This is a genomic window from Paraburkholderia sp. RAU2J, assembly GCF_003634845.1.
GTDB lineage: Bacteria > Pseudomonadota > Gammaproteobacteria > Burkholderiales > Burkholderiaceae > Paraburkholderia > Paraburkholderia fynbosensis.
In genome coordinates this window covers 3,352,672-3,376,612 of record NZ_RBXG01000001.1, presented here as the reverse complement: position 1 = coordinate 3,376,612, position 23,941 = coordinate 3,352,672, and the positions used below count along the sequence as shown (strand labels likewise).

The following is a 23,941-nucleotide window of genomic DNA, read 5'->3' as shown; positions in this document are numbered from 1 at the left end:
CGTCGAATCAGGCTCAACCCCGCTTGACACAAGGGTTTCGGCCAATTCTAATGAGGCGGCCCGGCGTTGCCCGCCGGTCGCGTGATGCCAGGTGCTACAGAGCACCGTCACGATTGTCATAAACATTCTCGGGGGTTGGAATGAACAAGACGGACTTGATCGATCACATTGCCCAGCAGGCCGACATTTCGAAAGCTGCGGCAGGCCGTGCACTCGATGCAGTGATCGGCGGCGTCAAAGCAACATTGAAGACCGGCGGTTCGGTGACTCTGGTCGGCTTCGGCACGTTCGCGGTCGGCAAGCGCACCGCGCGTACGGGCCGCAATCCGCGCACCGGCGCGGCGATTAAAATCAAAGCGGCAAAGGTCCCTAAATTTAGGCCTGGCAAAGCTCTGAAGGATGCGCTAAACTAACGGGCTTGCTGCTTGAGAAGCGGGCGGCAATAACGAAGCACGCTGAATCGCGAAACGGGTGCTTAGCTCAGTTGGTAGAGCGGCGCCCTTACAAGGCGTAGGTCGGGAGTTCGAGCCTCTCAGCACCCACCAGTTTCAGATTCGGATCAAGTGTCTCGTTGCAGCAAAGCGCAGTATAAGGAGTGGTAGTTCAGTCGGTTAGAATACCGGCCTGTCACGCCGGGGGTCGCGGGTTCGAGTCCCGTCCACTCCGCCAGTATCCACGAAAGGCGAACTCCGGTTCGCCTTTTTTATTGCCCGCTGTTGTAAGATCGGGCGTTCTGTTTTTGGCACTCCTTTCGCATGCTCGATTTTTTCCGCAATCACAAACGCCTGATGATGTTCATGCTCATCCTCGTCATTGTGCCGGGGTTGGGTTTTGTGGGTATTCAAGGCTTCCGCGGCTTTTTTGACGAAAGTGCAAACGTCGCGAGCGTCAACGGTCACAAGATCACCCGCGCAGAGTACGACGACGCGACGCGTCAGCAACTCGAGCGCGCTCGTCAGATGCTCGGCGCGCAGTTCGACATGAAGTCGTTCGATACGCCGGAGCGCCGTCGCCAGATGCTCGACGGTCTGATCGAGCAGCGCGTGCTGGCCGATGAAACGCAGCGCCTCCATCTGACCGCGTCCGACGACGCCGTGCGCCGCGTGCTGCTCAACGATCCGGTGATTTCGTCGCTGAAGAACCCTGACGGCTCGATCGACGTCGACCGCTACAAGCAGTTGCTTGCGATGCAGGGCATGACGCCCGATCAATACGACGAACGCGTGCGCTACGGCCTCGCGATGCAGCAGTTGCCCGCGAGCATTCAAGGCAGCGCGTTCACGTCGAAGACCCTCGCGCAGCATCTGACCGAGCTTGCCGAACAGCAGCGTGAAGTGCAGGGCATCGCGTTCCATCCGCGTGACTATGCGGCGAAGGTGCAGCCGACCGATGCGCAACTGCAGGCCTACTACGATGCGCATCGCAACGACTTTGCGACGCCGGCCACTGCGACGATCCAGTACCTGGTGATGTCCCCGGCAAGCCTGGGCGCGTCCATCCAGCCGAGCGACGCCGATCTGAAGAAGTACTACGACGACAACATCGCGCACTTCCGCACCGACGTCGAAGTGCGCGCGAGCCACATCCTGATCTCGGCGCCGAAAGACGCGAGCGCGGCCGACAAGGCCAAGGCGAAGCAGAAGGCCGAAGAGTTGCTCGCGCAGATCAAGGCGCATCCCGACCAGTTCGCGCAGATCGCGCAAGCGAATTCGCAGGATCCAGGTTCGGCGTCGAAGGGCGGTGATCTGGGTTACTTCGGCCGCGGCATGATCGCTGGCGGCCAGGCATTCGACGACGCCGTGTTCGCGCTGAAGAAGGACGAAGTCAGCGGCATCGTGCAGACCGACTTCGGCTTTCACATCGTCAAGGTGACCGACGTGAAGCCGGCGGTCACGAAGCCGTTCGACGAAGTGAAAGATCAGATCGCGAAAGACCTGAAGACGCAGTTGGCAAGCAAGGCCTTCAGCGATGCTTCGGAAGGCTTCACGTCGCTCGTGTATGAGAAGGCAAAGAGCCTGCAACCGGCCGCCGACAAGTACAAATTGCAACTGCAGACCGCGACGGTGACGCCGCAACCGGATCCGAAGCTGCCGCCTGACAGCCCGCTGAACAATGCGAAGTTCCTCGCGGCGGTGTTCGCGAACGACGCGGCGGTCCAGCGTAACAATACGCAGGCCATCGACGTCGGCAGCAACACACTGATCGCTGCGCGCGTCACCGACTACAAGCCCGCGGCCGTGCCGGCGTTCGACGCCGTCAAGGACGCCGTGCGTCAGAAGGTGATCGCGGTGCAGTCGAACGAAGCTGCGCACAAGGACGGCGCGGCGAAGCTCGCGGAGTTCGAGAAGTCGAAGTCTACCGCTGGTTTCTCGTCGACGCTGAAGGTATCGCGCAACGATGCGCAAGGCGTGCCGCCTGCCGCATTGAGCGCAATCTACAAGGCGGATGCGCAAAAATTGCCAGCCTACGTCGGTGTGGATCTCGGTGACGACGGCTATGCGATCTATCGCGTGAATGCGGTAGTGGCGGGTGCGCCGATTGATCCGCAGCGTTTGGCCGCTGCGCAGCAGCAGATTGCGCAGGTCGATGCGCAGTCCGAAGTCGAGGCCTATGTCGAGGCATTGCGGGCCCGCTCGAAGGTGAAGTTTTATGGCTCACTCGACAGCAGCAACGCGCAGCAGAACGGCGAGTAAACCCGGGAAACCATGTTGCTTGCACGCGGAGCACAGCGCGCAATAAAGAAAAGCCCCGCAATTGCGGGGCTTTTTCATTTGACGGGCATCAACCCCATCACACGGTACGTAGTGGCACGTTAGAGGCAACCGCTGATCGCGCCCGTGGCCTGACCGCCCGCGGCATTGCCGCGGAAGCCGACCCACGTCCCTGTGCCGGTGTACGCCGGGCGTACCACGGCGGCTGCGCCGTTAGGCGGCTGTTGACCGGGAACATAGACGTCCATCGCCCGATCGTTCGCCAGCGTGTTTTGCGAAACGACCTGCTGCTGCGAGGCGTCGGCCCATTTCTGCGCGATGCAACTGGCCACGGCCTTTGGCGGTTGCTGGCTTTGACCGACGGATTGAACGCCAGCAGGCGGTTGAGCGGCGCAGGCAGAGATTGCCACGGTCAAAGCGATTAACGGTAAGTATTTCACGTTATCTCCTCAGAGGCGCTCAGATTCGAGCTGGATTACACGGGATACGAAAGTGTCTGAGCGACCTTTACCGATCCGTGTTCCCAAAGATCTAGAAACAAGTTGTTAGCCAGCTTTTCAGCGCGGCGAACTTGTGCGAAGAAGTGGCTTAACAGTGGGCCACACGTTGTCCAGTAGCACTGGCTGTGCCTGCTGCGTCGGATGAATCTGATCGGCCTGGAACATCTCGGGCTTATCAGCGATGCCTGCGAGCAGGAATGGCACCAGCGGCACGCGCAACTGCTTCGACAGTTCGCCATACAGTCCGTGGAACTTTTGCGTGTAGTCCGGGCCGTAATTGGGCGGGACGTACATGCCCACCAGCACGACTTTCGCATGGCCCTGTTGAGCCTGTTCGATGATCGTGCGCAGGTTGTCTTCGGTGGTCGAGAGCGGCACGCCGCGCAACGCGTCGTTGGCGCCGAGTTCGACGATCACGATGCTCGGCTTCAGACGCTGCATCAGCGCCGGCAAGCGGGCCCGCCCGCCGCTCGTGGTGTCGCCGCTGATGCTTGCATTGGCGACGCTATAATCGATTCGCTCGTCGGTGAGACGCTGGCGCATCAGCGCAACCCAGCCGGTGTCGCGGGGCAAGCCGTACTCGGCGGAGATGCTGTCGCCCAGGACGACGATCACCGGTCTGGCCGGGTCCGGCGCGTTGGCGGCGTGAACCGGCAGGGGCATCGAAAACAGGGCGGCGGCCATGACGGCCGAGCCGAATGCCGTAGTCAGCGCGGTAGCGCGCGGGGCGATGGCGAGCACTTTCAACCTACGCTTCACCATGCTAAACAAAACTGATCCAGTCATTGAAGTGCGGGGTTTGTGCAAGAAAGTTAAGGATGCAACAGGCGAACTGACGATTCTCGACGACATCGATCTTGCTATCGCTGCCGGCAGCAGTGTGGCGATCGTCGGTGCATCCGGATCGGGCAAGTCTACGCTGCTCGGCTTGCTCGCGGGATTGGACAGCGCCAGTTCGGGCTCGGTTCGGCTGCTGGGCCGCGAACTCACCGAATTGACCGAAGATGAACGGGCCGCGTTGCGTAGCGGCTCGGTCGGCTTCGTGTTCCAGTCGTTTCAACTGATGCCGCATTTGACGGCGCTCGAAAACGTCACGTTGCCGCTCGAGCTGCAGGGCGGCATCGGCACACGCGAGGCCGCGACGCGCGCGCGTGGTCTGCTGGAACAAGTGGGACTCGGGCAGCGTACCGGCCATTATCCGAAGCTGCTGTCAGGCGGCGAGCAGCAGCGCGTCGCGTTGGCGCGCGCGTTCGTCACGCATCCGGCCATCCTGTTCGCGGATGAACCGACCGGCAGTCTCGACGCTGCGACCGGTCACGCGGTGATCGATCTGATGTTCGAGATGAACCGGGCGAACGGCGCCACGCTGATTCTCGTCACGCACGATGTCGAGCTGGCGCGCCGTTGCGATACGACCGTGACGATCGAAGCAGGGCGGCTTGCGTGAACGAGTACGCTCGGCCGTGATGAGCCGCGAGCGCGGTTGACCCTGGCGCGAGCTTCGATATAAAAGCAAAAGCGGGCCGCAATGGGCCCGCTTTTTTCATTGCTGCTTTGGCCGGCAGTCGAGCGCGATAGAGCAACATGCGGCCAACCTGAAGCAGCACGCAGTCGCGTTCAACGAGCTACTTGCCGACGCGCGCATCGAACGAATCGCCGACTCATCCGGGCACGCACCGCTTCAACTCACCGCTGCAACGCAGTCCGCGCCCGCGCGATCAACGCTGACGTCGACGAGTCATGCTTCTTCTCATCCACGCTCGCCGCGCTCAGATCGGCCTCGACCACCTTGCCGAGAATCTTGCCCAACTCGACACCCCATTGATCGAACGGATTGATGTTCCACACCGACGCCTGCACCAGCACCTTGTGCTCGTACAGCGCGATCAACGCACCGAGCGAACGCGCGGTGAGCGCGTCGACGAGCAGCGTAGCGGTCGGCCGGTTGCCCGGAAACACCAGGTGCGGCGCGAGTTCCGGCTTGTCCGGGCCGGCCACTTTCTTCGCTTCTTCGAGCGTGCGGCCCAGCATCAGCGCCTCGCTCTGCGCAAAGCAGTTGGCGAGCAGCTTCGGATGATGACTCGCGAGCGGATGCTCCGGCGTCAGCACCGCGATGAAGTCGATCGGGACGATGGTCGGCCCTTGATGCAGCATCTGGAAGAACGCATGCTGGCCGTTCGTACCCGGTTCGCCCCATGTGACGGCGGAAGTCGGATAGTCGACCATTGCACCATCGAGGCGAGCGGACTTGCCGTTGCTCTCCATCTCCAGTTGCTGCAAATACGATGGCAGGAAGTGCAGCGCTTCCGAATACGGCGCGACCAGATAGCTTTGCGAACCGAAGAAGTTGCGATACCAGATGCCGATCATGCCGAGCAGCACCGGCAGGTTCTTCTCGAGCGGCGCGTCGCGGAAATGCTGGTCCATCTCGTTGGCGCCGGCGAGCAGTTCGCCGAACTGCTGCGGGCCAACCGCGATCATGATCGACAGCCCCACCGCCGACCACAGCGAATAACGCCCGCCGACCCAGTCCCACATCTCGAACACGTTCTCTTTCGCGATGCCGAACTTGACCACTTCCGCGGGGTTCGCCGACACGCCGACGAAGTGTTTTGCGAGCGCGCTTTCGGGGCAGCCTTTCTCGACGAACCAGTCACGCAGCGAGCGCGCATTGGTCATGGTCTCGAGCGTCGTGAAGGTCTTCGAGACGATGATCGCGAGCGTCTCTTCGGGATCGATCTGCTGCATCACGTTATACAGATCCGCGCCGTCGACGTTCGACACGAAGTGCGTGGTGATCTCAGGCGCAGCGAGATGATGCAGCGCGTGCACGACCATCTTCGGCCCGAGGTCCGAGCCGCCGATGCCGATGTTCACGACATAGCGAATCCGCTTGCCGGTGTAGCCGGTCCATGCGCCGCTGCGCACCTGGTCGGCGAACGCGGCCATCTTGGCGCGCTCGGCCTGGACTTCGGCGAAGAACGGCGCTTTCGGATCGGTGGCGCGCAACGCGGTGTGCAGCGCGGCGCGGCCTTCGGTCGGATTGACCACGTCGCCCGCGAACATGGCGTCGCGACGTTTCTCGACGCCGGCTTCGCGGGCGAGTTGCACGAGCAGTTGCAGGGTATCGGTGGTGATGCGGTGCTTCGAGAAATCGGCCGCGAGACCGCCGCCCGCGAACGTGAAGCGTTCGGCTCGGGTAGGGGCGGGGTCGTTCTCGGGGGCGAACCAGTCGCGCATGTGTGCATCGCGAATCTTCTCGTAATGCGTTTGCAGCGAGGACCAGGAGGGGAGCGAGTTCTGGGTCATAGCGTCCGTCTAACCAAGGGCACGAAGAAAGGCGCGCGCATGAAGCGCTGCCGAGGATGATGCAACGATGCTGTTAGAGCGATGCCACGCGCCCGGGTTCGTCCACGGGTGCCGGCGAAGCCTCGACGAGCCGTCAAACAGCGTAGGCCCAGCCCGTTGAAGTTTCGCCGCCACCCGCGATCGACCCGACGCGCGGCGCAGTTAATCAGTATAGCGGCGTTGCGTGACAGGCTGCAGCGGTTTGGCATTGCCGCGCCCAAATTGGGACACGGTGTTTCGCGGGTTCACATGTCCCCCGGCGGATAGAACAGGCGGTTGAGCAGCGTGCGCACCATCGGCGCGAGTTCGCCCGCCGTGAGGCCGGCCGGCCCGTGGCCTTGCGCGCTGAGCGTGTCGGCGGCGAGGCCGTGCAGGTAGACGCCCGCCAGCGCCGCTTCGTAGCGCGGCAGATGCTGCGCGAGCAGCGCGCCGATGATGCCGCCGAGCACGTCGCCGGTGCCGCCCGTTGCGAGCGCGGCATTGCCCGTCGGGTTGATCGCGAGCCGGCCGTCCGGTGCGGCAATGATCGTGCCGGTGCCTTTCAGCACGACGACGCTCGCGAAGCGCGCGGCCAGCGCGCGCGCGGCGCCGAGCCGGTCGCGTTGCACCGCTGGCGCGTCGCTGACGAGCAGACGCGCCGCTTCCAGCGGATGCGGCGTGAGGATGCATGGGTCGCCTTGCACGCCGCGCTCGGTCACTTCGGCGGCGAGCGCCGGATCTTTGCCGATCAGGTTCAGCGCGTCCGCATCGAACAGCTTCGGCACGTCGAGCTGCAGCACGTCGTGCATCACTTGCGTCGCGCGCTCGCGATGCCCCATGCCGCAACCGACGGCGAGCGCGCCCATCTTGTCGAGCGGCAGATCGTCGAGCGCATGCAGCATCAGTTCGGGATGCGGCGGATCGTAGGGCGGAGCGCCTGCGCCGAGCAGCGCGACGTGCACCTTGCCCGCGCCGCTGTAGAGCGCCGCGCGCGCCGCGAGGATCGGCGCCCCACACATCCCGGTGTCGCCGCCGACCACCGCGAGGCTGCCGAAGGTGCCCTTGTTGGTGGCGAAATCGCGCGGCGGCAGGAATGCGCCGAACAGCTCCGGCGCGTTCAGTTGCACGGCTGTGCGCAGGCTGCTGTCGACGCCGATCGGCGCGAGCGTCACGGTGCCTGCAAGATCGCGGCCTTGCGCGGTGAACAGGCCCGGCTTCGCGGCGATGAAGGTGATCGTATGGGTGGCGTGGACGGCGGCGCCGTCCTTGCCATCGCCGACCACCGTGCCGGTGTCGCTGTCGAGTCCGCTGGGGATGTCGAGCGCGAGCACGCCGCCTTTCCTCGGCCGGGCCTTCGCGCGTTGCGACAACTGCCGGGCGACGCTCGCGAACACGCCGTCGAGCGCCCGCGTGAGGCCAATGCCGAACATGCCGTCCACGAGCCAGCGATAGCCGTCGAGCGAAGCGGGCGGTGCCGTCGTGATCGGCACGCCAGCGGCGCGAGCCGTGTCGAGCGCCCAGCGGGCATCGTCCGGCTTCACTTCGACCGGCATGCATACCTCCGCCGCGATGCCGGCCTCGTGCAGCGCGGTCGCAAGAACCAGCGCGTCGCCGCCGTTGTTGCCGGGGCCCGCGATCAGCCATACGCGCTGCTTCGATTTTTCGATCGACGTGTCACGGGTGATCTGCTCGTGCAGGAAGCTCGCGGCCGACTGGCCGGCGCGCGCCATCAGCGTGTGCGGCGGCAGCCCCGCCGCGGCCTGCGCTTCCGCGATCCGCAAATCGGTCAGCGTCAGCAGGGGCAGCGCGCGCTGGTGCGGTGTGGTGAACGTCGGCGGCATGTTTTCGGCGTCTGTCATGGCAAGACCCGGCGGTGTTTGCGCCGCCGGGCGGAAAACTTGGGAATCGCTATGTTAGTGCCGATACGCGCGCCGCGCGCGGCGCTGCCTGCAATGACCGGCCCGCTCGCGAGCGGGCCTGGCATCGCAGATCGAAGGAAGGGGATTTACTGGAAGCGCTCGGCGCGCAGCGCGGCCAGCGTGTCGGCGGGCAGCTCCGGCGTCTGGCCCGACAGCAGCTCGGCGACCAGTTTGCCCGCTCCGCATGCGAGTCCCCAGCCCGACGGGCCGTGGCCGACGTTGAGAAACAGACGCGGGTGCAGCGCGTTGCCGATCACCGGCAAGCCATCCGGTGAAAGGAGCTTGACGCCTTCCCACGGCAGGGCCGCCGAAATGCGCGCGGCGCCGGGAATCCAGTCGTGGGTCGCCTGGCCGAGCAGCGCCAGCGCTTCCTTGGTCACGGCTTCGCCGAGCGGCTTGTCGATCTGTCCGGCGCCTTGCAGCACCGCCCCCCCGGCGATGCGCAGCCGGTGGTTCATGCGGCTGATGCCGATCCGCTTGACCGCGTCAACGATCGCCACGTGCGGCGCGCATTCCTCATGCGCGATCGGCGCCACGAGCGTGTGTAGCCGCAGCGGATGCAACGGCAGGCGCAGGCCGAGGCGCTCGAGCAGCGCGAGGCTGCCGTAACCGGCGGCCACCACGACCGCGTCGGCATGAATTACGTCGACTTCGCGCGAACGCGCAGCCGCACCCGCGCGCGGCGCCAGTTCCACTGCGGCGCGCTGGCCGTCGAGGCGGATCGCCGAGACTTCGCAGCCGTGTATGAACTGCACGCCGCCTTGCGCGTCGAGGGTCTGCTTGAGGAGCTTGGTGAACAGCGGGCTGTTGGCCGTGCGCTCCTGATCGAACAGCACGCCGCCGGCGAATTCAGGCTCCGTGCGCACAGAATGCTCGTAGGCAGCGCATTCGTCCGGCGTCAGCACGTGGTGCGGCACCTCGTACTGGCGCAGCAAGTCGAGCGCGGGCTGGGTCTGCTCCCATTCGTGCTCGCTGCGCACCAGATAAAGCAGTCCGCTCGCCTGTTCGAATTCGAGCCCGAAGCGCGCTTCGAGGTCCGCGAGCGCGTCGCGCGACGCTTCGATCAGCGGCCGCAGCCGCCCGAACTGACGGGCGAACGCCTCCGGCTCCTGCAATGCATCGAGTTGCTTGACGAACTGACGCGCCGCGCCGTTGAAGCCGATCTTGTTGACGACGCCGTTTTTCGCGTTCTGACGGCTCGCGAGAAAGGTCGGGCCGAACCAGACGTCGAGCGGGGTCGGCAGAACGGTGCCGCCGTGCCCGTAGGTTGCGCCCTGCGCGACGGTGGCGTGGCGCTCGACGACACACACGCGGTGGCCGGCCGCGCGCAGGTGATAAGCGGTGGCGACGCCCGCTATCCCGCCGCCAATGACGATGACATCCATGGTTTGATTCGAATTGCCGAAGGGGGCGCCGAAGCGGCGCATTCCCGTTGAGCGTGGCATGCGGCGCGGCCCGGCAAGGCTCGGGCGGCTCGCGCCGATCTGGTGAAAGGGCGAATGATAGCAGTCAAAGCGCCGCTGCGGCCACGCGGAGCGCATCCCGCGCGCGGACCGAAAGCGCACCGCGAGGCCCGCTGGAAGCCCGTTCCCGGGGTATAATCTCCGACTTCCTTTCCGCCTCACGTCGCCTGCATGCGCGGCTTCTCGGCATCATTGAGCGACGCAACGTCAAGTCCATGGCCCACTTCTCGTGTTTCCCCGGCGCTTCGGCCCTTTCCGATTTCCGTCAAACCCGCCTGCTCGAAACGCTCACGCGCATCGACCCGAATATCACCGGCGTGCGCGGGCAATATCTGCATTTCGTCAATGCCCAGACCCCGCTGTCCGCTGAAGACAGCGCGAAGATCGAGGCGCTGATGCACTACGGCGATCCGCTCGAAGACAGCAAGGAGCGCGGCGCCGTCGAGACCTTCCTCGTGGTGCCGCGTTTCGGCACGGTGTCGCCGTGGGCCAGCAAAGCCACCGACATCGCCCACCTGTGCGGCCTCACGCAGGTGCGCCGCATCGAGCGCGGCGTCGAGTACACGGTCACGCTGAAAAGCGGCCTGCTGGGCGGCAGGAAAGCGCTCTCCGACGAAGCCCGCGCGGCCGTCGCCGCGGCGCTGCACGACCGCATGACCGAGAGTGTGTCGAGCTCGCGCGAGTACGCGCTGCATCTGTTCGACGAACTGCCGGCCAAGCCGCTGCAAACCGTCGACGTGCTCGGCCACGGCCGCGGCGCGCTGGAAGCGGCGAACACGGAACTGGGCCTCGCGCTCGCCGACGACGAAATCGATTATCTCGTCGAGGCGTTCACGAAGCTCGGCCGCAACCCGACCGACGTCGAACTGATGATGTTCGCGCAGGCCAATAGCGAACACTGCCGCCACAAGATTTTCAACGCGGACTGGACCATCGACGGCGAGAAGCAGGACATCTCGCTGTTCAACATGATCCGCAACACCGAAAAGCTGAACCCGCAAGGCACGATCGTCGCGTATTCGGACAACTCGGCGATCATGGCGGGCGGCATGGCCGAGCGCTGGTTCCCGCGCACGCCGGCTGACCTCGGCGCGAACGAACTGCCGGAGCACTACCGCCGCAGCGTCGAACTCACGCACACGCTGATGAAGGTGGAGACGCACAACCACCCGACCGCCATCTCGCCGTTTCCCGGCGCCGCGACCGGCGCGGGCGGCGAAATCCGCGACGAGGGCGCGACCGGCCGCGGCGCGCGTCCGAAGGCGGGTCTGGCGGGCTTCACGGTGTCGAACCTGACATTGCCGGACGGCGTCGAGACCTGGGAAAACGCACGCGACGCCGCGCAGCCGCTCGTGCACCGCAATCCGGACGACCAGCACGAAGCGTATGGCCGCCCCGACCGCATCGCGTCGCCGCTGCAGATCATGATCGACGGCCCGCTCGGCGGCGCCGCGTTCAACAACGAATTCGGCCGGCCGAACCTCGGCGGTTATTTCCGCGCGTATGAACAGAACGTCGCGGGTCTGGTGCGCGGCTATCACAAGCCCATCATGATCGCCGGCGGCATCGGCAATATCTCGGACCAGCACACGCACAAGCACGATCTGCCGGAAGGGTCGCTGCTGATCCAGATCGGCGGCCCGGGCATGCGCATCGGCATGGGCGGCGGCGCTGCCAGCTCGATGGCGACCGGCACCAATACCGCCGAACTCGACTTCGATTCCGTGCAGCGCGGCAACCCGGAAATCGAACGCCGTGCGCAGGAAGTGATCAACGCGTGCTGGCAGCTCGGCGACAAGAACCCGATCCTGAGCATTCACGACGTCGGCGCAGGCGGCTTGTCGAACGCGTTTCCGGAAGTGGTGGACGGCGCGGGCAAGGGCGCGCTGTTCGAACTGCGCAAGATCCAGCTGGAAGAAAGCGGTTTGTCGCCGCGCGAAATCTGGTCGAACGAAGCGCAAGAGCGTTACGTGCTGGCGATCGCGCCGGCCGATCTGCCGGCCTTCGAAGCAATGTGCCAGCGCGAGCGCTGCCCGTTCGCGGTGATCGGCACGGCCACCGCCGAACGTCAGCTGAAGCTGATCGACTCCGAACTGAACGACGCCGCGCATCAGCCGGTCGACATGCCGATGGAAGTGCTGCTCGGCAAGGCGCCGCGCATGCATCGCGACGTCAAGCGCGTCGAGCAGAAGCTCGAACCGGTCGATGTCACGGGCATCGCGTTGCCGGATGTGGCGACCAGCGTGCTGCGTCATCCGACGGTCGCGAGCAAGTCGTTCCTGATCACGATCGGCGACCGCTCGGTGGGCGGCACCACCGCGCGCGACCAGATGGTCGGCCCGTGGCAGGTGCCGGTCGCCGACGTCGCGATCACGACGATGGACTACGCGGGCTTTAGCGGCGAAGCAATGACGATGGCCGAGCGCACGCCGCTCGCCGTTATCAACGCGCCGGCGTCGGGCCGCATGGCGGTCGGCGAGGCGATCACCAACATCGTGGCGGCGCCGATCGCGTCGCTCGACAAACTGAAGCTGTCGGCGAACTGGATGGCCGCATGCGGCGCGCCGGGCGAAGACGCGGCACTCTACGACACGGTCAAGGCGATCGGCATGGAACTGTGCCCGGCGCTCGGCATCAGCATTCCGGTCGGCAAGGATTCGCTGTCGATGCGCACGAAGTGGGAAGACCGCGGCGTCGCGAAGGAAGTGGTCGCGCCGGTCTCGCTGATCATCTCGGCGTTCGCACCGGTCGCTGACGTGCGCAAGCACCTCACGCCGCAACTGCGCCGCATCAGCGACGCAGGCGACTCGGTGCTGATCGCGATCGACCTCGGCCGCGGCAAGCATCGCCTCGGCGGCAGTATCCTCGCGCAAGTGACGCAGCAGGTGGGCGACACGGTGCCGGACGTCGACGATCCGGAAGACCTGAAGCGCTTCTTCAACGTAATCCAGGCGCTGAACAGCGACGGCAAACTGCTCGCTTACCATGACCGTTCGGACGGCGGCCTGTGGGCGACGGTCTGCGAAATGGCGTTTGCGGGTCACGTCGGCGTGTCGCTGAATGTTGACATGCTCGTGCTCGATCCGCACCACGAATCCGATTACGGCGATGCGAAGGACTGGGCGAAGCAGACCAGCGGCCGTCGTGAAGATCGCACGATTCGCGCGCTCTTCAATGAAGAACTCGGCGGCGTGATCCAGGTGCGTGCGGCGGACCGCGACGCCGTGCTCGGCGCGTTGCGCGAGCATGGCCTGTCGGCGTGCTCGCATGTGATCGGCAAGGTCAACGAGCGCGACGCGATCGAAATCTATCGCGACGCGAAGAAGATCTACGACGCACCGCGCACCGAACTGCATCGCACGTGGAGCGAAGTGAGCTGGCGCATCGCGCGTCTGCGCGACAACCCGGCTTGCGCCGATGCCGAATACGACGCGCTGCTCGACGCCACCGATCCGGGCATCACGCCGGTGCTGAGCTTCGATCCGGCTGAAGATGTGGCCGCGCCTTTCGTGGGCAGGAGCGCGCGTCCGCGTGTCGCGATCCTGCGCGAGCAGGGCGTCAACTCGCACCTCGAAACGGCCTATGCATTCGACCGCGCCGGTTTCGACGCGCACGACGTACACATGAGCGATCTGCTCGCGGGCCGCGCGACCCTGGCGGACTTCGCCGGCGCGGTGGCGTGCGGTGGCTTCTCGTACGGCGATACGCTCGGCGCCGGTGAAGGCTGGGCGAAAGCGATCCGCTTCAACGCGCAACTGGCCGACATGTTCGCCGCGTTCTTCGGCCGCGAAGATACGTTCGCGCTCGGCATCTGCAACGGCTGCCAGATGATGAGCAGCCTCGCGTCGATGATCCCCGGTGCGCAAGCGTGGCCGAAGTTCACGCGCAACAAGTCGGAGAAATTCGAAGCGCGCTTCTCGCTGGTCGAAATCCAGGCTTCGCCGTCGATCTTCTTCGCGGGCATGGAAGGCTCGCGCATTCCGGTCGCGGTCGCGCACGGCGAAGGCTATGCGGACTTCTCACAGCAGGGCGATGCGTCGAAGGTGGCGGTGGCGATGCGCTACGTCGATCACCGTGGTCAGGCAACCGAGCAGTATCCGTTCAATCCGAACGGTTCGCCGGACGGCATCACCTCGGTCACGACGGCAGACGGCCGCTTCACCGTGCTGATGCCGCACACCGAGCGCGTGCATCGGGCAGTGCAGATGAGCTGGCATCCGGAAGGCTGGGGCGAGAATGGCACGGACGCGAGCCCGTGGCTGCGCGTGTTCCAGAACGCGCGTCGCTGGCTGGGATGATTGGGGCAGGGCTGCCGCTTCGGGCGGCGGCCTTGTTGAGCGATGCCTTCGCAGCAAACAAAAAGCCGCCCGCGGGCGGCTTTTCTGCATTCCAACTTCAAACGAAGAAGCGGCGACTCGACAACCCGCTTACTGAATCTTCGCGTTCTTGCGCAAACTTTCTTCGAACGCTTGCAGTTTTTCCTGCTGGATCTGCTGGACGATCTGCGCACGTACCTGCTCCAGCGGCGGCGGCGTGGTAGCACGCACATCGTCGACGCGGATGATGTGCCAGCCGAATTGCGTGCGCACCGGCGTGTCGGTCATCTGGCCTTTCTGCAGATGCGTGGCCGCTGCCGCGAATTCAGGCACGTAAGCCTTTGGGTCCGACCAGTCGAGGTCGCCGCCGTTCTTGCCCGATCCCGGATCCTTCGAGTATTGCTTCGCGAGTTCTTCGAAGCTCGCGCCGCCCTTGATCTTCGCGATCAGATCCTTCGCCTGCTGCTCGTTGTCGACGAGGATGTGGTGCAGGTGGTATTCCTTGCCGCCCGCATCCTTGATCAGCGCGTTGTAGCGCGCGGTGACTTCGGCGTCGGTCGGCTGGTTGTTCTTCACGAAGTCTTCGATCAGCGCGCGCAGCACGACGGTCTGTTGCGCGACGGCGACTTGCGCCTTGATGTCCGGACGATTCGGCAGGCCGCGGCGCAGCGCTTCCTGCATCAGGATTTCGCGGTTCACCAGCTCTTCACGCACGGCCATTTGCAGTTGCGGCGTGTTTTGCTGGCCTTGATGAACCAGTTGATCGATCAGCGCATCGGCGCGCGCTTTCGGAATCGGCGTGCCGTTGACGACGGCGATGTTCTGTGCAAATGCAGGTGCGGCTGCAAATGCAGCCAGCAATACCCAAAGGCGGGTTTTCTTCAAGGTCATCGGAAGTTCCTAGCGGGGCAACAAAGCAAATTCTTCGGGCGTATACGCCGTGATGGCAAGGGCATGAATGCCGCGCTGCATGGCATCGGCCAGCGCATCATACACCATGCGATGCCGCGCCACGCGGGCCTTGCCGGCAAATGCGGCAGCCACGATCGTGACACTGAAATGACCGCCGGCCGAGGCGCCGGCGTGGCCCGCGTGCTGCGCGCTGTCGTCGGTGATGCGGATCGATTCGACCGGCGCGAGCGCGGCCGTGAGGCGCGCTTCGATCAGCGCGGCGCGCTCGGCGGTGGTGGCGTGCATGAACACATCGCTCGTCATGTCATTCTTCCTTCATGTACTTCGACAGCCACAAACTCTGCCCGACGATGAACACCAGCAGGCAGCCGGTTGCGCCGAACAGCTTGAAATTGACCCATTGGTCGGTCGTGTAGTGATACGCGACGAACAGGTTGACCAGTCCGAGCAGCACGAAGAACACCGCCCAGATGATGTTCAGCTTGCCCCAGATCGCGTGCGGCAGCGTGATCTGCTTGCCCATCATCGCTTCGATCAGGTTTTTGTTGAAGCCCAGTTGCGAGACGATCAGCGCGACGGAAAACGCCCAGTACAGCACGGTCGGCTTCCACTTGATGAAAGTGTCGTTGTGCAGCACGAGCGTGGCGCCGCCGAATACGGTGACGACACCGAGGCTCACCCACAGCATCGGATCGACCTTGCGGTGGCGGAAGGCCACCCACGCGATCTGCACCAGCGTGGCGACGATCGCCACTGCCGTCGCCGTGAAAATGCCCCAGATCTTGAAGGCGACGAAGAACAGGATGATCGGGAACAGATCGAACAGGAATTTCATTATCTGGTCGGGAATACGGAGAGTGAGTCGAAGGTGAGGGCGCGGCGAAGCGCCCGATGGTGTGTAAGCGGCCGGAAAGCCGCCGCGCGAACCTGCCATGGGTGTCATGGCAAGCGGGCTAACGGACGGCTTCTGGCCAGGCCGTCAGCAGCAGACCCGCAGCGCCAGGGTGGCCGCTCCCCGGGCCGGAGCCGCTCCACGTCCTCTCGCAGCCGGCTCGAATCCCGCCGGCCACGCCGGCTGGCAACGCGCCAGACTTCGCGCCGCTGCGCTTACTTGGGCTCGAATTGTAACGCAGCCGAATTGATGCAGTAGCGCAAGCCCGTCGGCGCGGGGCCGTCTTCGAACACGTGGCCCAGATGCGCGCCGCAGTTCTTGCATTGCACCTCGATGCGCAGCATGCCGTGCGAGCGGTCGGTCTTCTCGGCGATCACCTCGCCGTTGATCGGCTTGAAGTAGCTCGGCCAGCCGCAGCCGGCGTCGAACTTGGTGTCCGATTCGAACAGCGGCGTGCCGCAGCACACGCAATCGTAGATACCGCGGTCCCAGTGATCGTGGTAGCGGCCCGTGAAGGGACGTTCGGTGGCCGCATGGCGCGTCACCTGGTATTCGATGTCGGAAAGTTGCTGGCGCCACTCGGCGTCGTCTTTCTGCACGGCGGGGACGTCGGTGTTGAGGTCGTCGGGCTGGTTCATGGTCGGGTTCCTGTCTCGGGCTTGTTTTGGCGATGCACGTTGGAGGCGAACTGATTCGGTCCGCTCTGGCGCGTCACGAGGAGCAGCTCACTTCCAGCGAGCTCGCCCAGTCCGGCGGCAAGCCCGCATACGCTTCGTGCTCGGGCTGTTCGTCGAACGGGCGGCGCAGCACGGCCGCCAGACGCTCCACTTCGGAAAAGTCCTTCTCTTTCGCGTGGCGGATCGCCGTTTCCGCCAGGTGATTGCGAAGTACGAATTTGGGGTTCACACGGTTCATTGCAATGGCGCGCGCGGCGTCGTCGCGTGTTTCATGGGACAGCCGCGCGCGATAGTCGTTCGCCCACGCGTCGAACGCGGCGCGATCGAGAAACAGGTCGCGCACCGGCGCGTCGCCGCTCGCGTCGTGCTTCGATACGCGCGCGAGATGCCGGAAGGTCAGCGTGAAATCGGCGCGGTTCGCGTGCATGACTTCGAACAGACGATTGACCAGCGTGTCGTCGCCGTCGCGCTCGATGTCGAGGCCGAGCTTCGCGCGCATGCGCCGCTCGAGCGCCGGTGCGAAGCGGTCCTTGAAACCGCCGAGCACACGCTGCGCGTCTTCGATCGCCTTGTCGCCGCGCACGCTTTCGGAGTGCTGTTCGCCGAGCAGGGGCAGCAATCCTTGTGCAAGGCAGAACAAATTCCAGTAGGCGATCTGCGGCTGCATTCTGTATGCGTAACGGCCTTGCGTGTCGGAATGATTGCAGATGTAGCCGGCGTCGAAGCCGTCCATGAAACCGAACGGGCCGTAGTCGATCGTCAGGCCGAGGATCGACATGTTGTCGGTGTTCATCACGCCGTGGCAGAAGCCGACCGCCTGCCACTCGACCATCAGGTCGGCGGTGGAGAGCACCGCTTCGTTGAGCAGCGCGAGATAGGGATCGTCGGCGTCGCGGCAATGCGGATAGAAACGCTCGATCACGTGGTCGGCGAGCGCGCGCAGCGCGTCGGTACGATCGTTCGAATAGAAATGCTCGAAGTGGCCGAAGCGCACGAAGCTCGGCGCGACGCGCGTGACCACCGCGGCGGTTTCGACGGTCTCGCGCCGCACCGGCTGATCGGAGCCGATCACGCACAGCGCGCGCGTGGTCGGAATGCCGAGGTGATGCATCGCTTCCGAACACAGATACTCGCGGATCGACGAACGCAACACCGCACGACCGTCGCCCATGCGTGAATAGGGCGTGCGTCCCGCGCCCTTCAATTGCAATTCGAAGCGCTGGCCGTCGTGTTCGACCTCGCCGAGACCCAGCGCGCGGCCGTCGCCGAGCTGGCCCGCCCACACGCCGAACTGGTGGCCCGAATAGACCGATGCATAAGGCAGCGCATCGGCCGGCCACTCGCGCGTGACGTTGCCGGAGAACAGCTCGACGAAGCCCGCTTCGTTCCGAAGGTCCGGCGTGAGACCGAGCAGCGCGGCGGTCTCGGCGGAGAAGCCGACCATGTACGGCGCGTTGAGCGGCGCGGCGGGCAGGCGCGTCAGGAACGTGCTGCCGAGCCGCGCGAACGCGCTTTCGGGGGAGCTGAGAAGAACGTTGGAAAAAGCCGTTAAAGCTTCGGATAACCCTGCAATGCTTGGGGAAAACGACATATTGAGCGCCTCTGGATTAACCGATATTGTAAGTCCGCGCCCGCGGAGCTGCTGGCCGGCCGTTGAACGAAGCTGCGCCCATCTTTCGCCGGCCGTGCGGATTTCGCCGGCGGCGCATGGAGAAGCGCGCCATTGCGCCCCAACGGCTCCCGGACCCCATCCGATGGAAACAGACAAGCCGAGGAGACCACGCTTTATGACGACGCCGCTGCTGGGCCAGATGATGGATGTGCCGCTCACTGTGTCCTCGCTGCTCGCGCATGCCGCGCGGCATTTCGGCCGCACCGAGATCGTCTCGCGGCGCATTGAAGGCGATCTGCACCGCTACACCTATCGCGATTGCGAGAAGCGCGCGAAGCAGCTCGCGCAGGCGCTGATCTCGCTGGGCGTCGAAGCGGGTGAGCGCGTCGCGACCCTCGCGTGGAATGGCTACCGGCATCTGGAAGCGTATTACGGCACGACCGGCTTCGGCGCGGTGTGCCATACGATCAACCCGCGCCTGTTCCCCGATCAGATCGCCTACATCATCAATCACGCCGACGACGCCTACGTGCTGTTCGACACGACGTTCGCGCCGCTCATCGACGTGCTCGCGCCGCAATGCCCGAACGTGCGCGGCTGGATCGCGCTCGCCGACACGGCGCATCTGCCGGCCATGCAAACGCCCGCGCTCAGCTACGAAACGCTGGTGGGCGCGCAGGACGGCGACTTCGAATGGCCGACTATCGACGAGCGTCAGGCCTCGTACCTTTGCTATACCTCCGGCACCACCGGCGATCCGAAAGGCGCGCTGTATTCGCACCGCTCGACGGTGCTGCATGCGTTCGGCGCGTCGTTGCCCGATGCGATGAGCCTGTCGGCGCGCGACGCGGTGCTGCCGGTCGTGCCGATGTTCCATGTGAACGCATGGGGCATTCCGCACGCCGCGCCGCTGACCGGCGCGAAGCTGGTGTTTCCCGGCAAGGACCTCGACGGCAAGTCGCTTTATGAACTCATGGAGAGCGAGCGCGTCACCTATTCGGCGGGCGTACCGACCGTGTGGCTCGGCTTGCTGAACTACATGCGCGAGACGGGCGCGAAGTTCTCGTCGCTGCAACGCACCGTGATCGGCGGCTCCGCGTGTCCGCCCGCGATGCTGCGCACGTTCGAGGACGATTACGGCGTGCAGGTGATCCATGCGTGGGGCATGACCGAGATGTCGCCGCTCGGCACCCTCTCGAAACTGACCTGGGAGCAAAGCCAGCGGCCGCTCGTCGAGCAGCGCGTGTTGCTCGAAAAGCAGGGCCACGTGATGTATGGCGTGGACATGAAGATCGTCGGCGAAGACGGGCGCGAATTGCCGTGGGACGGCGTCGCGTTCGGCGACCTGCACGTGCGCGGGCCGTGGGTGATCGACCGTTATTTCCGCAAGGACGACTCGCCGCTCGTGCATGGCTGGTTTCCAACCGGCGACGTCGCCACCATCGACCGCGACAGCTTCCTGCATATCACCGACCGCTCGAAGGACGTCATCAAGTCCGGCGGCGAATGGATCAGTTCGATCGACCTCGAGAACGTGGCGATTGCGCATCCGGCGGTGGCGGAAGCGGCGTGCATCGCGTGTGCGCATCCGCGCTGGACCGAGCGTCCGCTGCTGGTAGTGGTCAAGCGCCCGGGTTTCGAGCTCACGCGCGAGGAGTTGCTCGCATTCTACGAAGGCAAGGTCGCCAAATGGTGGATTCCCGACGATGTCGCGTTCGTCGACGAATTGCCGCATACCGCCACCGGCAAGCTGCAAAAGCTGAAGCTGCGCGACATTTTCCGTGACCACGTGCTGCCGTCCGCGCTCGCCGACGAAGCGAACTGCCCGCTTACCAGGGGAAACCCCGCACCATGATAAATTGAACGATCGTGCTTTTCTGTGTATCCTGCCTGCAGACCCGGAAACAATCGGTTGAAAGATGGACAATGAGCCGGACATCGAAGCGGCTCGCAAAACGGCACAGGCGGCGCGCAAGGCGCCGCCTCATTGCATGGATCGCATGGAGGCAGGCAGATGGCAGTGGACTACACAACTCATGACGGCGTGGCCGTCATCACGCTGAACAATCCTCCCGTGAATGGCCTCGGCCTCTCGACGCGAGCGGGCATCGCCGACGGCATCGAGCGCGCGCAGAACGATCCGGCCATCAGGGCCATCGTGCTGACGGGCGCGGGCAAGGCCTTCTCGGGCGGCGCCGACATCACCGAGTTCAACACCCCGAAGGCCACCCAGGAGCCGACGCTCGCCACGGTCATCCGGATCGTCGAAGGCAGCGCCAAGCCGGTGGTCGCGGCCATTCACAGCGTCGCGATGGGCGGCGGGCTGGAACTGGCGCTCGGCGCGCATTACCGCATCGCCGCGCCCGGCGCGCAGATCGCGCTGCCGGAAGTGAAGCTCGGCATCCTGCCGGGTGCGGGCGGCACACAGCGTCTGCCGCGCGCGATCGGCCTCGAAGCATCGTTGAACATGATCGTGTCCGGCGCGCCGGTGTTCTCGGAGAAGCTAGCCGACTCGGGGCTGTTCGACGAAGTCGTCGCGAGCGCGGAAGATCTGCCCGCCGCGGCGCTCGCCTTCGCGCGCAAGGTCGGCGCGAAGACGGGCCCGCATCCGAAAGTGCGTGATCGCAAGATCGAGCATCCGAACGCGGCCGGTTTCATCCAGTTCGCGCGCAATAGCGTCGCGGCGATCGCGAAGAACTTCCCGGCGCCGCACAAATGCATCGACGCGGTGGAAGCGGGCGTGCAGAACGGTTTCGACAAGGGCCTTGCATTCGAGCGCGAATGCTTCGTCGCGCTGGTCCAAACGCCGGAAAGCCACGCGTTGCGTCATGCGTTCTTCGGCGAACGCGCGGCCAGCAAGATTCCCGACGTGCCGGCCGACACGCCGGTGCGCGACATCGGCAAGATTGGCGTGATCGGCGCGGGCACGATGGGCGGTGGCATCGCGATGAACTTCATCAACGCGGGCATTCCGGTCACGCTGCTGGAAACGAAGCAGGAGGCGCTCGAGCGCGGCCTCGCGACGATCCGCAAGAACTACGAAGCCTCCGTGAAGAAGGGCAAGCTCAAGCCCGAAGCGCTCGAACAGCGCATGGCGTTGATCACGCCCACGCTGTCCTACGACGACCTGAAGCACGCGGATCTGATCGTCGAGGCCGTGTTCGAAGAACTCGGCGTGAAAGAGCAGGTCTTCAGGCGTCTCGACGAAGTCGCCAAGCCCGGCGCGATCCTCGCGTCGAATACGTCGACGCTCGACGTCGACAAGATTGCCGCGTTCACGAAGCGTCCGCAGGACGTGGTCGGCATGCACTTCTTCAGCCCGGCCAACGTGATGAAGCTGCTCGAAGTGGTGCGCGGCAAGGACACCGCGAAAGACGTGCTCGCCACCGTGATGAAGCTGGCGAAGAAAATCAGGAAGACGGCGGTGGTGTCGGGCGTGTGCGACGGCTTCATCGGCAACCGGATGATCGAGCAGTACATCCGTCAGGCGCTCTTCATGCTCGAGGAAGGCGCGCTGCCCGCGCAGGTGGATAAGGCCATCGAGAAGTTCGGCTTCGCGATGGGCCCGTTCCGCATGAGCGATCTGGCCGGCAACGACATCGGCTGGGCGATCCGCAAGCGGCGCTATCAGGAGCATCCTGACATGCATTACTCGAAGATCGCCGACCGTCTGTGCGAGATGGGGCGCTTCGGCCAGAAGACCGGCGCCGGCTGGTACGACTACAAGGCGGGCGATCGTACTGCGTATCCGTCGAAGGTGGTCGACGAGATGATCGGCGCGTTCTCGAAGGAATCCAATGCCGAGCGCCGCAAGATCAGCGACGAGGAAATCGTCGAGCGCCTCGTGTTCGCGCTCGTCAACGAAGGCGCGAAGATTCTCGAAGAAGGCATCGCGTCGAAGGCGTCGGATATCGACATGGTCTATCTGACCGGCTACGGTTTCCCGCTTCATCGCGGCGGCCCGATGCTGTACGCGGACACGGTCGGGCTCTACAACGTGGAGCGTGCGATTCGCCGTTATGCGGCGCAGCCGAATGGCGACGCGTGGCGACTCGCACCGAGCATCGCGAAGCTGGCGGCCGAGGGGCGCGGGTTCAACGGCTGAGCGGGTTGAGCGAGCCTTCGAGGCTGCTGAATCAAACGACCGAGGTGGCGCGGTGCTGCACGTGCAGCGCGATGCGCACGGGCAAGCGTCGGCGCGCCACCGTCGAGATCTGGAAGTAAGACCAACTTGCATGGGACCAGAGTAGGTGCTGAAGCACCAACTCTGGTCGACCGCAAACATTTGCATGGGACCAGAGTAGGTGCTGAAGCACCAACTCTGGTCGACACAGGAGACAAGCATGACTGATGCCGTAATCGTATCCACCGCCCGCACGGGGCTCGCCAAATCATGGCGCGGCGGTTTCAACATGACGCACGGCGCGACGCTCGGCGGCCACGTGACGCAGGCCGCCGTCGAACGCGCAAAGCTCGACCCGGCGCGCGTCGAAGACGTGATCATGGGCTGCGCGAATCCGGAAGGCGCGACGGGTGGCAACATCGCGCGCCAGATCGCGTTGCGCGCCGGTTTGCCGGTCAGTGTGCCGGGCATGACGGTGAACCGCTTCTGTTCGTCTGGATTGCAAACTATTGCGCTCGCCGCGCAACGCGTGATCGCCGGTGAAGGCGACGTGTTCGTCGCGGGCGGGGTCGAGTCGATCTCGTGCGTGCAGAACGAGATGAACCGCCACATGATGGCCGAAGGCTGGTTGAGCAAGAACAAGCCGGAAATCTACTGGTCGATGCTGCAGACCGCCGAGAACGTCGCGAAACGCTATTCGATCTCGAAGGAACGTCAGGACGAATACGGCGTGCGCTCGCAGCAGCGTGCCGCGGCCGCGCTCGAAGCCGGCAGATTCAAGGACGAAATCGTACCGTTGACCGTGCTCGCCGGCGTCGCCGACAAAGCGAGCGGCCGTCTCTTCACGAAAGAAGTGACCGTCAGCGGTGACGAAGGCATTCGCGCCGACACGACGCTCGACGGCGTGTCGAAGATTCGCACCGCGATGCCGGGCGGCGTGATCAGCGCCGGCAATGCGAGCCAGTTCTCCGACGGCGCGTCGGCTTGCGTCGTGATGAACGCGAAGGTCGCGGAGCGCGAAGGTCTGCAGCCCCTCGGCATTTTCCGCGGCTTCGCGGTGGCCGGTTGCGAGCCGGACGAAATGGGCATCGGCCCGGTGTTTGCGGTGCCGAAGCTGCTCAAGCAGGCGGGTCTGAAGGTCGAGGACATCGACCTGTGGGAATTGAACGAAGCGTTCGCGGTGCAGGTGCTGTATTGCGCGGACAAGCTGGGCATTCCGCAGGACCGTCTGAACGTGAACGGCGGCGCGATTGCGGTCGGCCATCCGTATGGCGTATCGGGCGCACGGCTGACTGGTCATGCGTTGATCGAAGGCAAGCGGCGCGGCGCGAAGCTGGTCGTCGTGACGATGTGTATCGGCGGCGGGCAGGGCGCGGCGGGGCTGTTCGAAGTGGTGTGATGCGGCTGGGGGCGCGGTTGTTGGCGATAACGGCACGGACGTGAGCAATCCGTGCCGCCGGCTGGTTTAGCGGCGCTTGCTATCCGCGCT

17 protein-coding genes and 2 tRNA genes are annotated in these 23,941 nt (G+C 64.8%); 9 read left to right on the top strand and 10 right to left on the bottom strand.

The window, feature by feature from the left end:
* Nucleotides 1–140 precede the first annotated feature (140 nt).
* From B0G69_RS15350 to B0G69_RS15335, 4 genes are all read left to right on the top strand, one after another.
* Entirely contained in the window at nucleotides 141–413 is a 273-nt protein-coding gene (locus B0G69_RS15350; RefSeq protein WP_121318257.1) for an HU family DNA-binding protein, read from the top strand.
* A 56-nt stretch (nucleotides 414–469) separates the two neighbouring features.
* A tRNA-Val gene (locus B0G69_RS15345) sits at nucleotides 470–545 on the top strand.
* Between the two features lie 47 nt (nucleotides 546–592).
* Nucleotides 593–669 (top strand) — tRNA-Asp (locus tag B0G69_RS15340).
* Nucleotides 670–755: 86 nt separating this feature from the next.
* Nucleotides 756–2,693, top strand: coding sequence for a SurA N-terminal domain-containing protein (locus B0G69_RS15335; RefSeq protein WP_121318255.1), 1,938 nt, complete (start codon nucleotides 756–758; stop codon nucleotides 2,691–2,693).
* A gap of 119 nt (nucleotides 2,694–2,812) precedes the next feature.
* On the opposite strand, the gene B0G69_RS15330 is transcribed toward B0G69_RS15335, so the two are convergent.
* Both B0G69_RS15330 and B0G69_RS15325 read right to left on the bottom strand, forming a co-directional pair.
* Entirely contained in the window at nucleotides 2,813–3,151 is a 339-nt protein-coding gene (locus B0G69_RS15330; RefSeq protein WP_121318253.1) for a hypothetical protein, read from the bottom strand.
* A 117-nt stretch (nucleotides 3,152–3,268) separates the two neighbouring features.
* A complete protein-coding gene (locus tag B0G69_RS15325) occupies nucleotides 3,269–3,973 on the bottom strand; it encodes an arylesterase (RefSeq protein ID WP_121318251.1) in 705 nt (234 codons plus the stop codon).
* On the opposite strand from B0G69_RS15325, the gene B0G69_RS15320 reads away from it, so the two are divergent.
* Entirely contained in the window at nucleotides 3,972–4,658 is a 687-nt protein-coding gene (locus B0G69_RS15320; protein ID WP_121318249.1) for an ABC transporter ATP-binding protein, read from the top strand. The two genes, B0G69_RS15325 and B0G69_RS15320, sit on opposite strands and share 2 nt — an antisense overlap.
* A 239-nt stretch (nucleotides 4,659–4,897) precedes the next feature.
* Here B0G69_RS15320 and pgi read toward each other — a convergent pair whose 3' ends face one another.
* From pgi to B0G69_RS15305, 3 genes are all read right to left on the bottom strand, one after another.
* Nucleotides 4,898–6,520 carry a glucose-6-phosphate isomerase gene (pgi, locus tag B0G69_RS15315; protein WP_121318247.1) on the bottom strand — a complete coding sequence of 541 codons (1,623 nt, stop codon included), beginning with the start codon at nucleotides 6,518–6,520 and terminating at the stop codon, nucleotides 4,898–4,900.
* A 284-nt stretch (nucleotides 6,521–6,804) separates the two neighbouring features.
* Entirely contained in the window at nucleotides 6,805–8,397 is a 1,593-nt protein-coding gene (locus tag B0G69_RS15310; protein WP_121318245.1) for an NAD(P)H-hydrate dehydratase, read from the bottom strand.
* A gap of 146 nt (nucleotides 8,398–8,543) precedes the next feature.
* A complete protein-coding gene (locus B0G69_RS15305) occupies nucleotides 8,544–9,842 on the bottom strand; it encodes an FAD-dependent oxidoreductase (protein ID WP_121319450.1) in 1,299 nt (432 codons plus the stop codon).
* A gap of 293 nt (nucleotides 9,843–10,135) precedes the next feature.
* Between B0G69_RS15305 and purL the strand changes: the two genes are divergently transcribed.
* Complete coding sequence (purL, locus tag B0G69_RS15300; RefSeq protein ID WP_121318243.1) at nucleotides 10,136–14,218, top strand: phosphoribosylformylglycinamidine synthase; 4,083 nt, start codon at nucleotides 10,136–10,138, stop codon at nucleotides 14,216–14,218.
* Between the two features lie 129 nt (nucleotides 14,219–14,347).
* On the opposite strand, the gene B0G69_RS15295 is transcribed toward purL, so the two are convergent.
* The 5 genes from B0G69_RS15295 to B0G69_RS15275 all read right to left on the bottom strand — a co-directional run bounded on the left by B0G69_RS15295 (nucleotide 14,348) and on the right by B0G69_RS15275 (nucleotide 18,308).
* On the bottom strand, nucleotides 14,348–15,127 hold the full coding sequence (locus B0G69_RS15295; protein WP_121318241.1) for a peptidylprolyl isomerase: 780 nt from the start codon (nucleotides 15,125–15,127) through the stop codon (nucleotides 14,348–14,350).
* A 9-nt stretch (nucleotides 15,128–15,136) separates the two neighbouring features.
* Nucleotides 15,137–15,451: a BolA family protein gene (locus B0G69_RS15290; RefSeq protein WP_121318239.1), complete on the bottom strand. Its 315-nt coding sequence runs from the start codon at nucleotides 15,449–15,451 to the stop codon at nucleotides 15,137–15,139.
* 1 nt (nucleotide 15,452) lies between these two features.
* Nucleotides 15,453–15,983, bottom strand: coding sequence for a septation protein A (locus tag B0G69_RS15285; protein WP_121318237.1), 531 nt, complete (start codon nucleotides 15,981–15,983; stop codon nucleotides 15,453–15,455).
* 272 nt (nucleotides 15,984–16,255) lie between these two features.
* Nucleotides 16,256–16,678, bottom strand: a complete 423-nt coding sequence (gene msrB / locus B0G69_RS15280; RefSeq protein ID WP_121318235.1) for a peptide-methionine (R)-S-oxide reductase MsrB — start codon at nucleotides 16,676–16,678, stop codon at nucleotides 16,256–16,258.
* 73 nt (nucleotides 16,679–16,751) lie between these two features.
* On the bottom strand, nucleotides 16,752–18,308 hold the full coding sequence (locus B0G69_RS15275; RefSeq protein ID WP_121318233.1) for a protein adenylyltransferase SelO: 1,557 nt from the start codon (nucleotides 18,306–18,308) through the stop codon (nucleotides 16,752–16,754).
* A 196-nt stretch (nucleotides 18,309–18,504) separates the two neighbouring features.
* Between B0G69_RS15275 and B0G69_RS15270 the strand changes: the two genes are divergently transcribed.
* From B0G69_RS15270 to B0G69_RS15260, 3 genes are all read left to right on the top strand, one after another.
* Nucleotides 18,505–20,184: a 3-(methylthio)propionyl-CoA ligase gene (locus tag B0G69_RS15270; RefSeq protein WP_121318231.1), complete on the top strand. Its 1,680-nt coding sequence runs from the start codon at nucleotides 18,505–18,507 to the stop codon at nucleotides 20,182–20,184.
* Between the two features lie 159 nt (nucleotides 20,185–20,343).
* Nucleotides 20,344–22,434, top strand: a complete 2,091-nt coding sequence (locus tag B0G69_RS15265; protein ID WP_121318230.1) for a 3-hydroxyacyl-CoA dehydrogenase NAD-binding domain-containing protein — start codon at nucleotides 20,344–20,346, stop codon at nucleotides 22,432–22,434.
* A gap of 238 nt (nucleotides 22,435–22,672) precedes the next feature.
* The gene (locus B0G69_RS15260; protein WP_121318228.1) at nucleotides 22,673–23,851 is read left to right on the top strand and encodes an acetyl-CoA C-acyltransferase; all 1,179 of its coding nucleotides are present in this window, start codon (nucleotides 22,673–22,675) and stop codon (nucleotides 23,849–23,851) included.
* Nucleotides 23,852–23,941 lie beyond the last annotated feature (90 nt).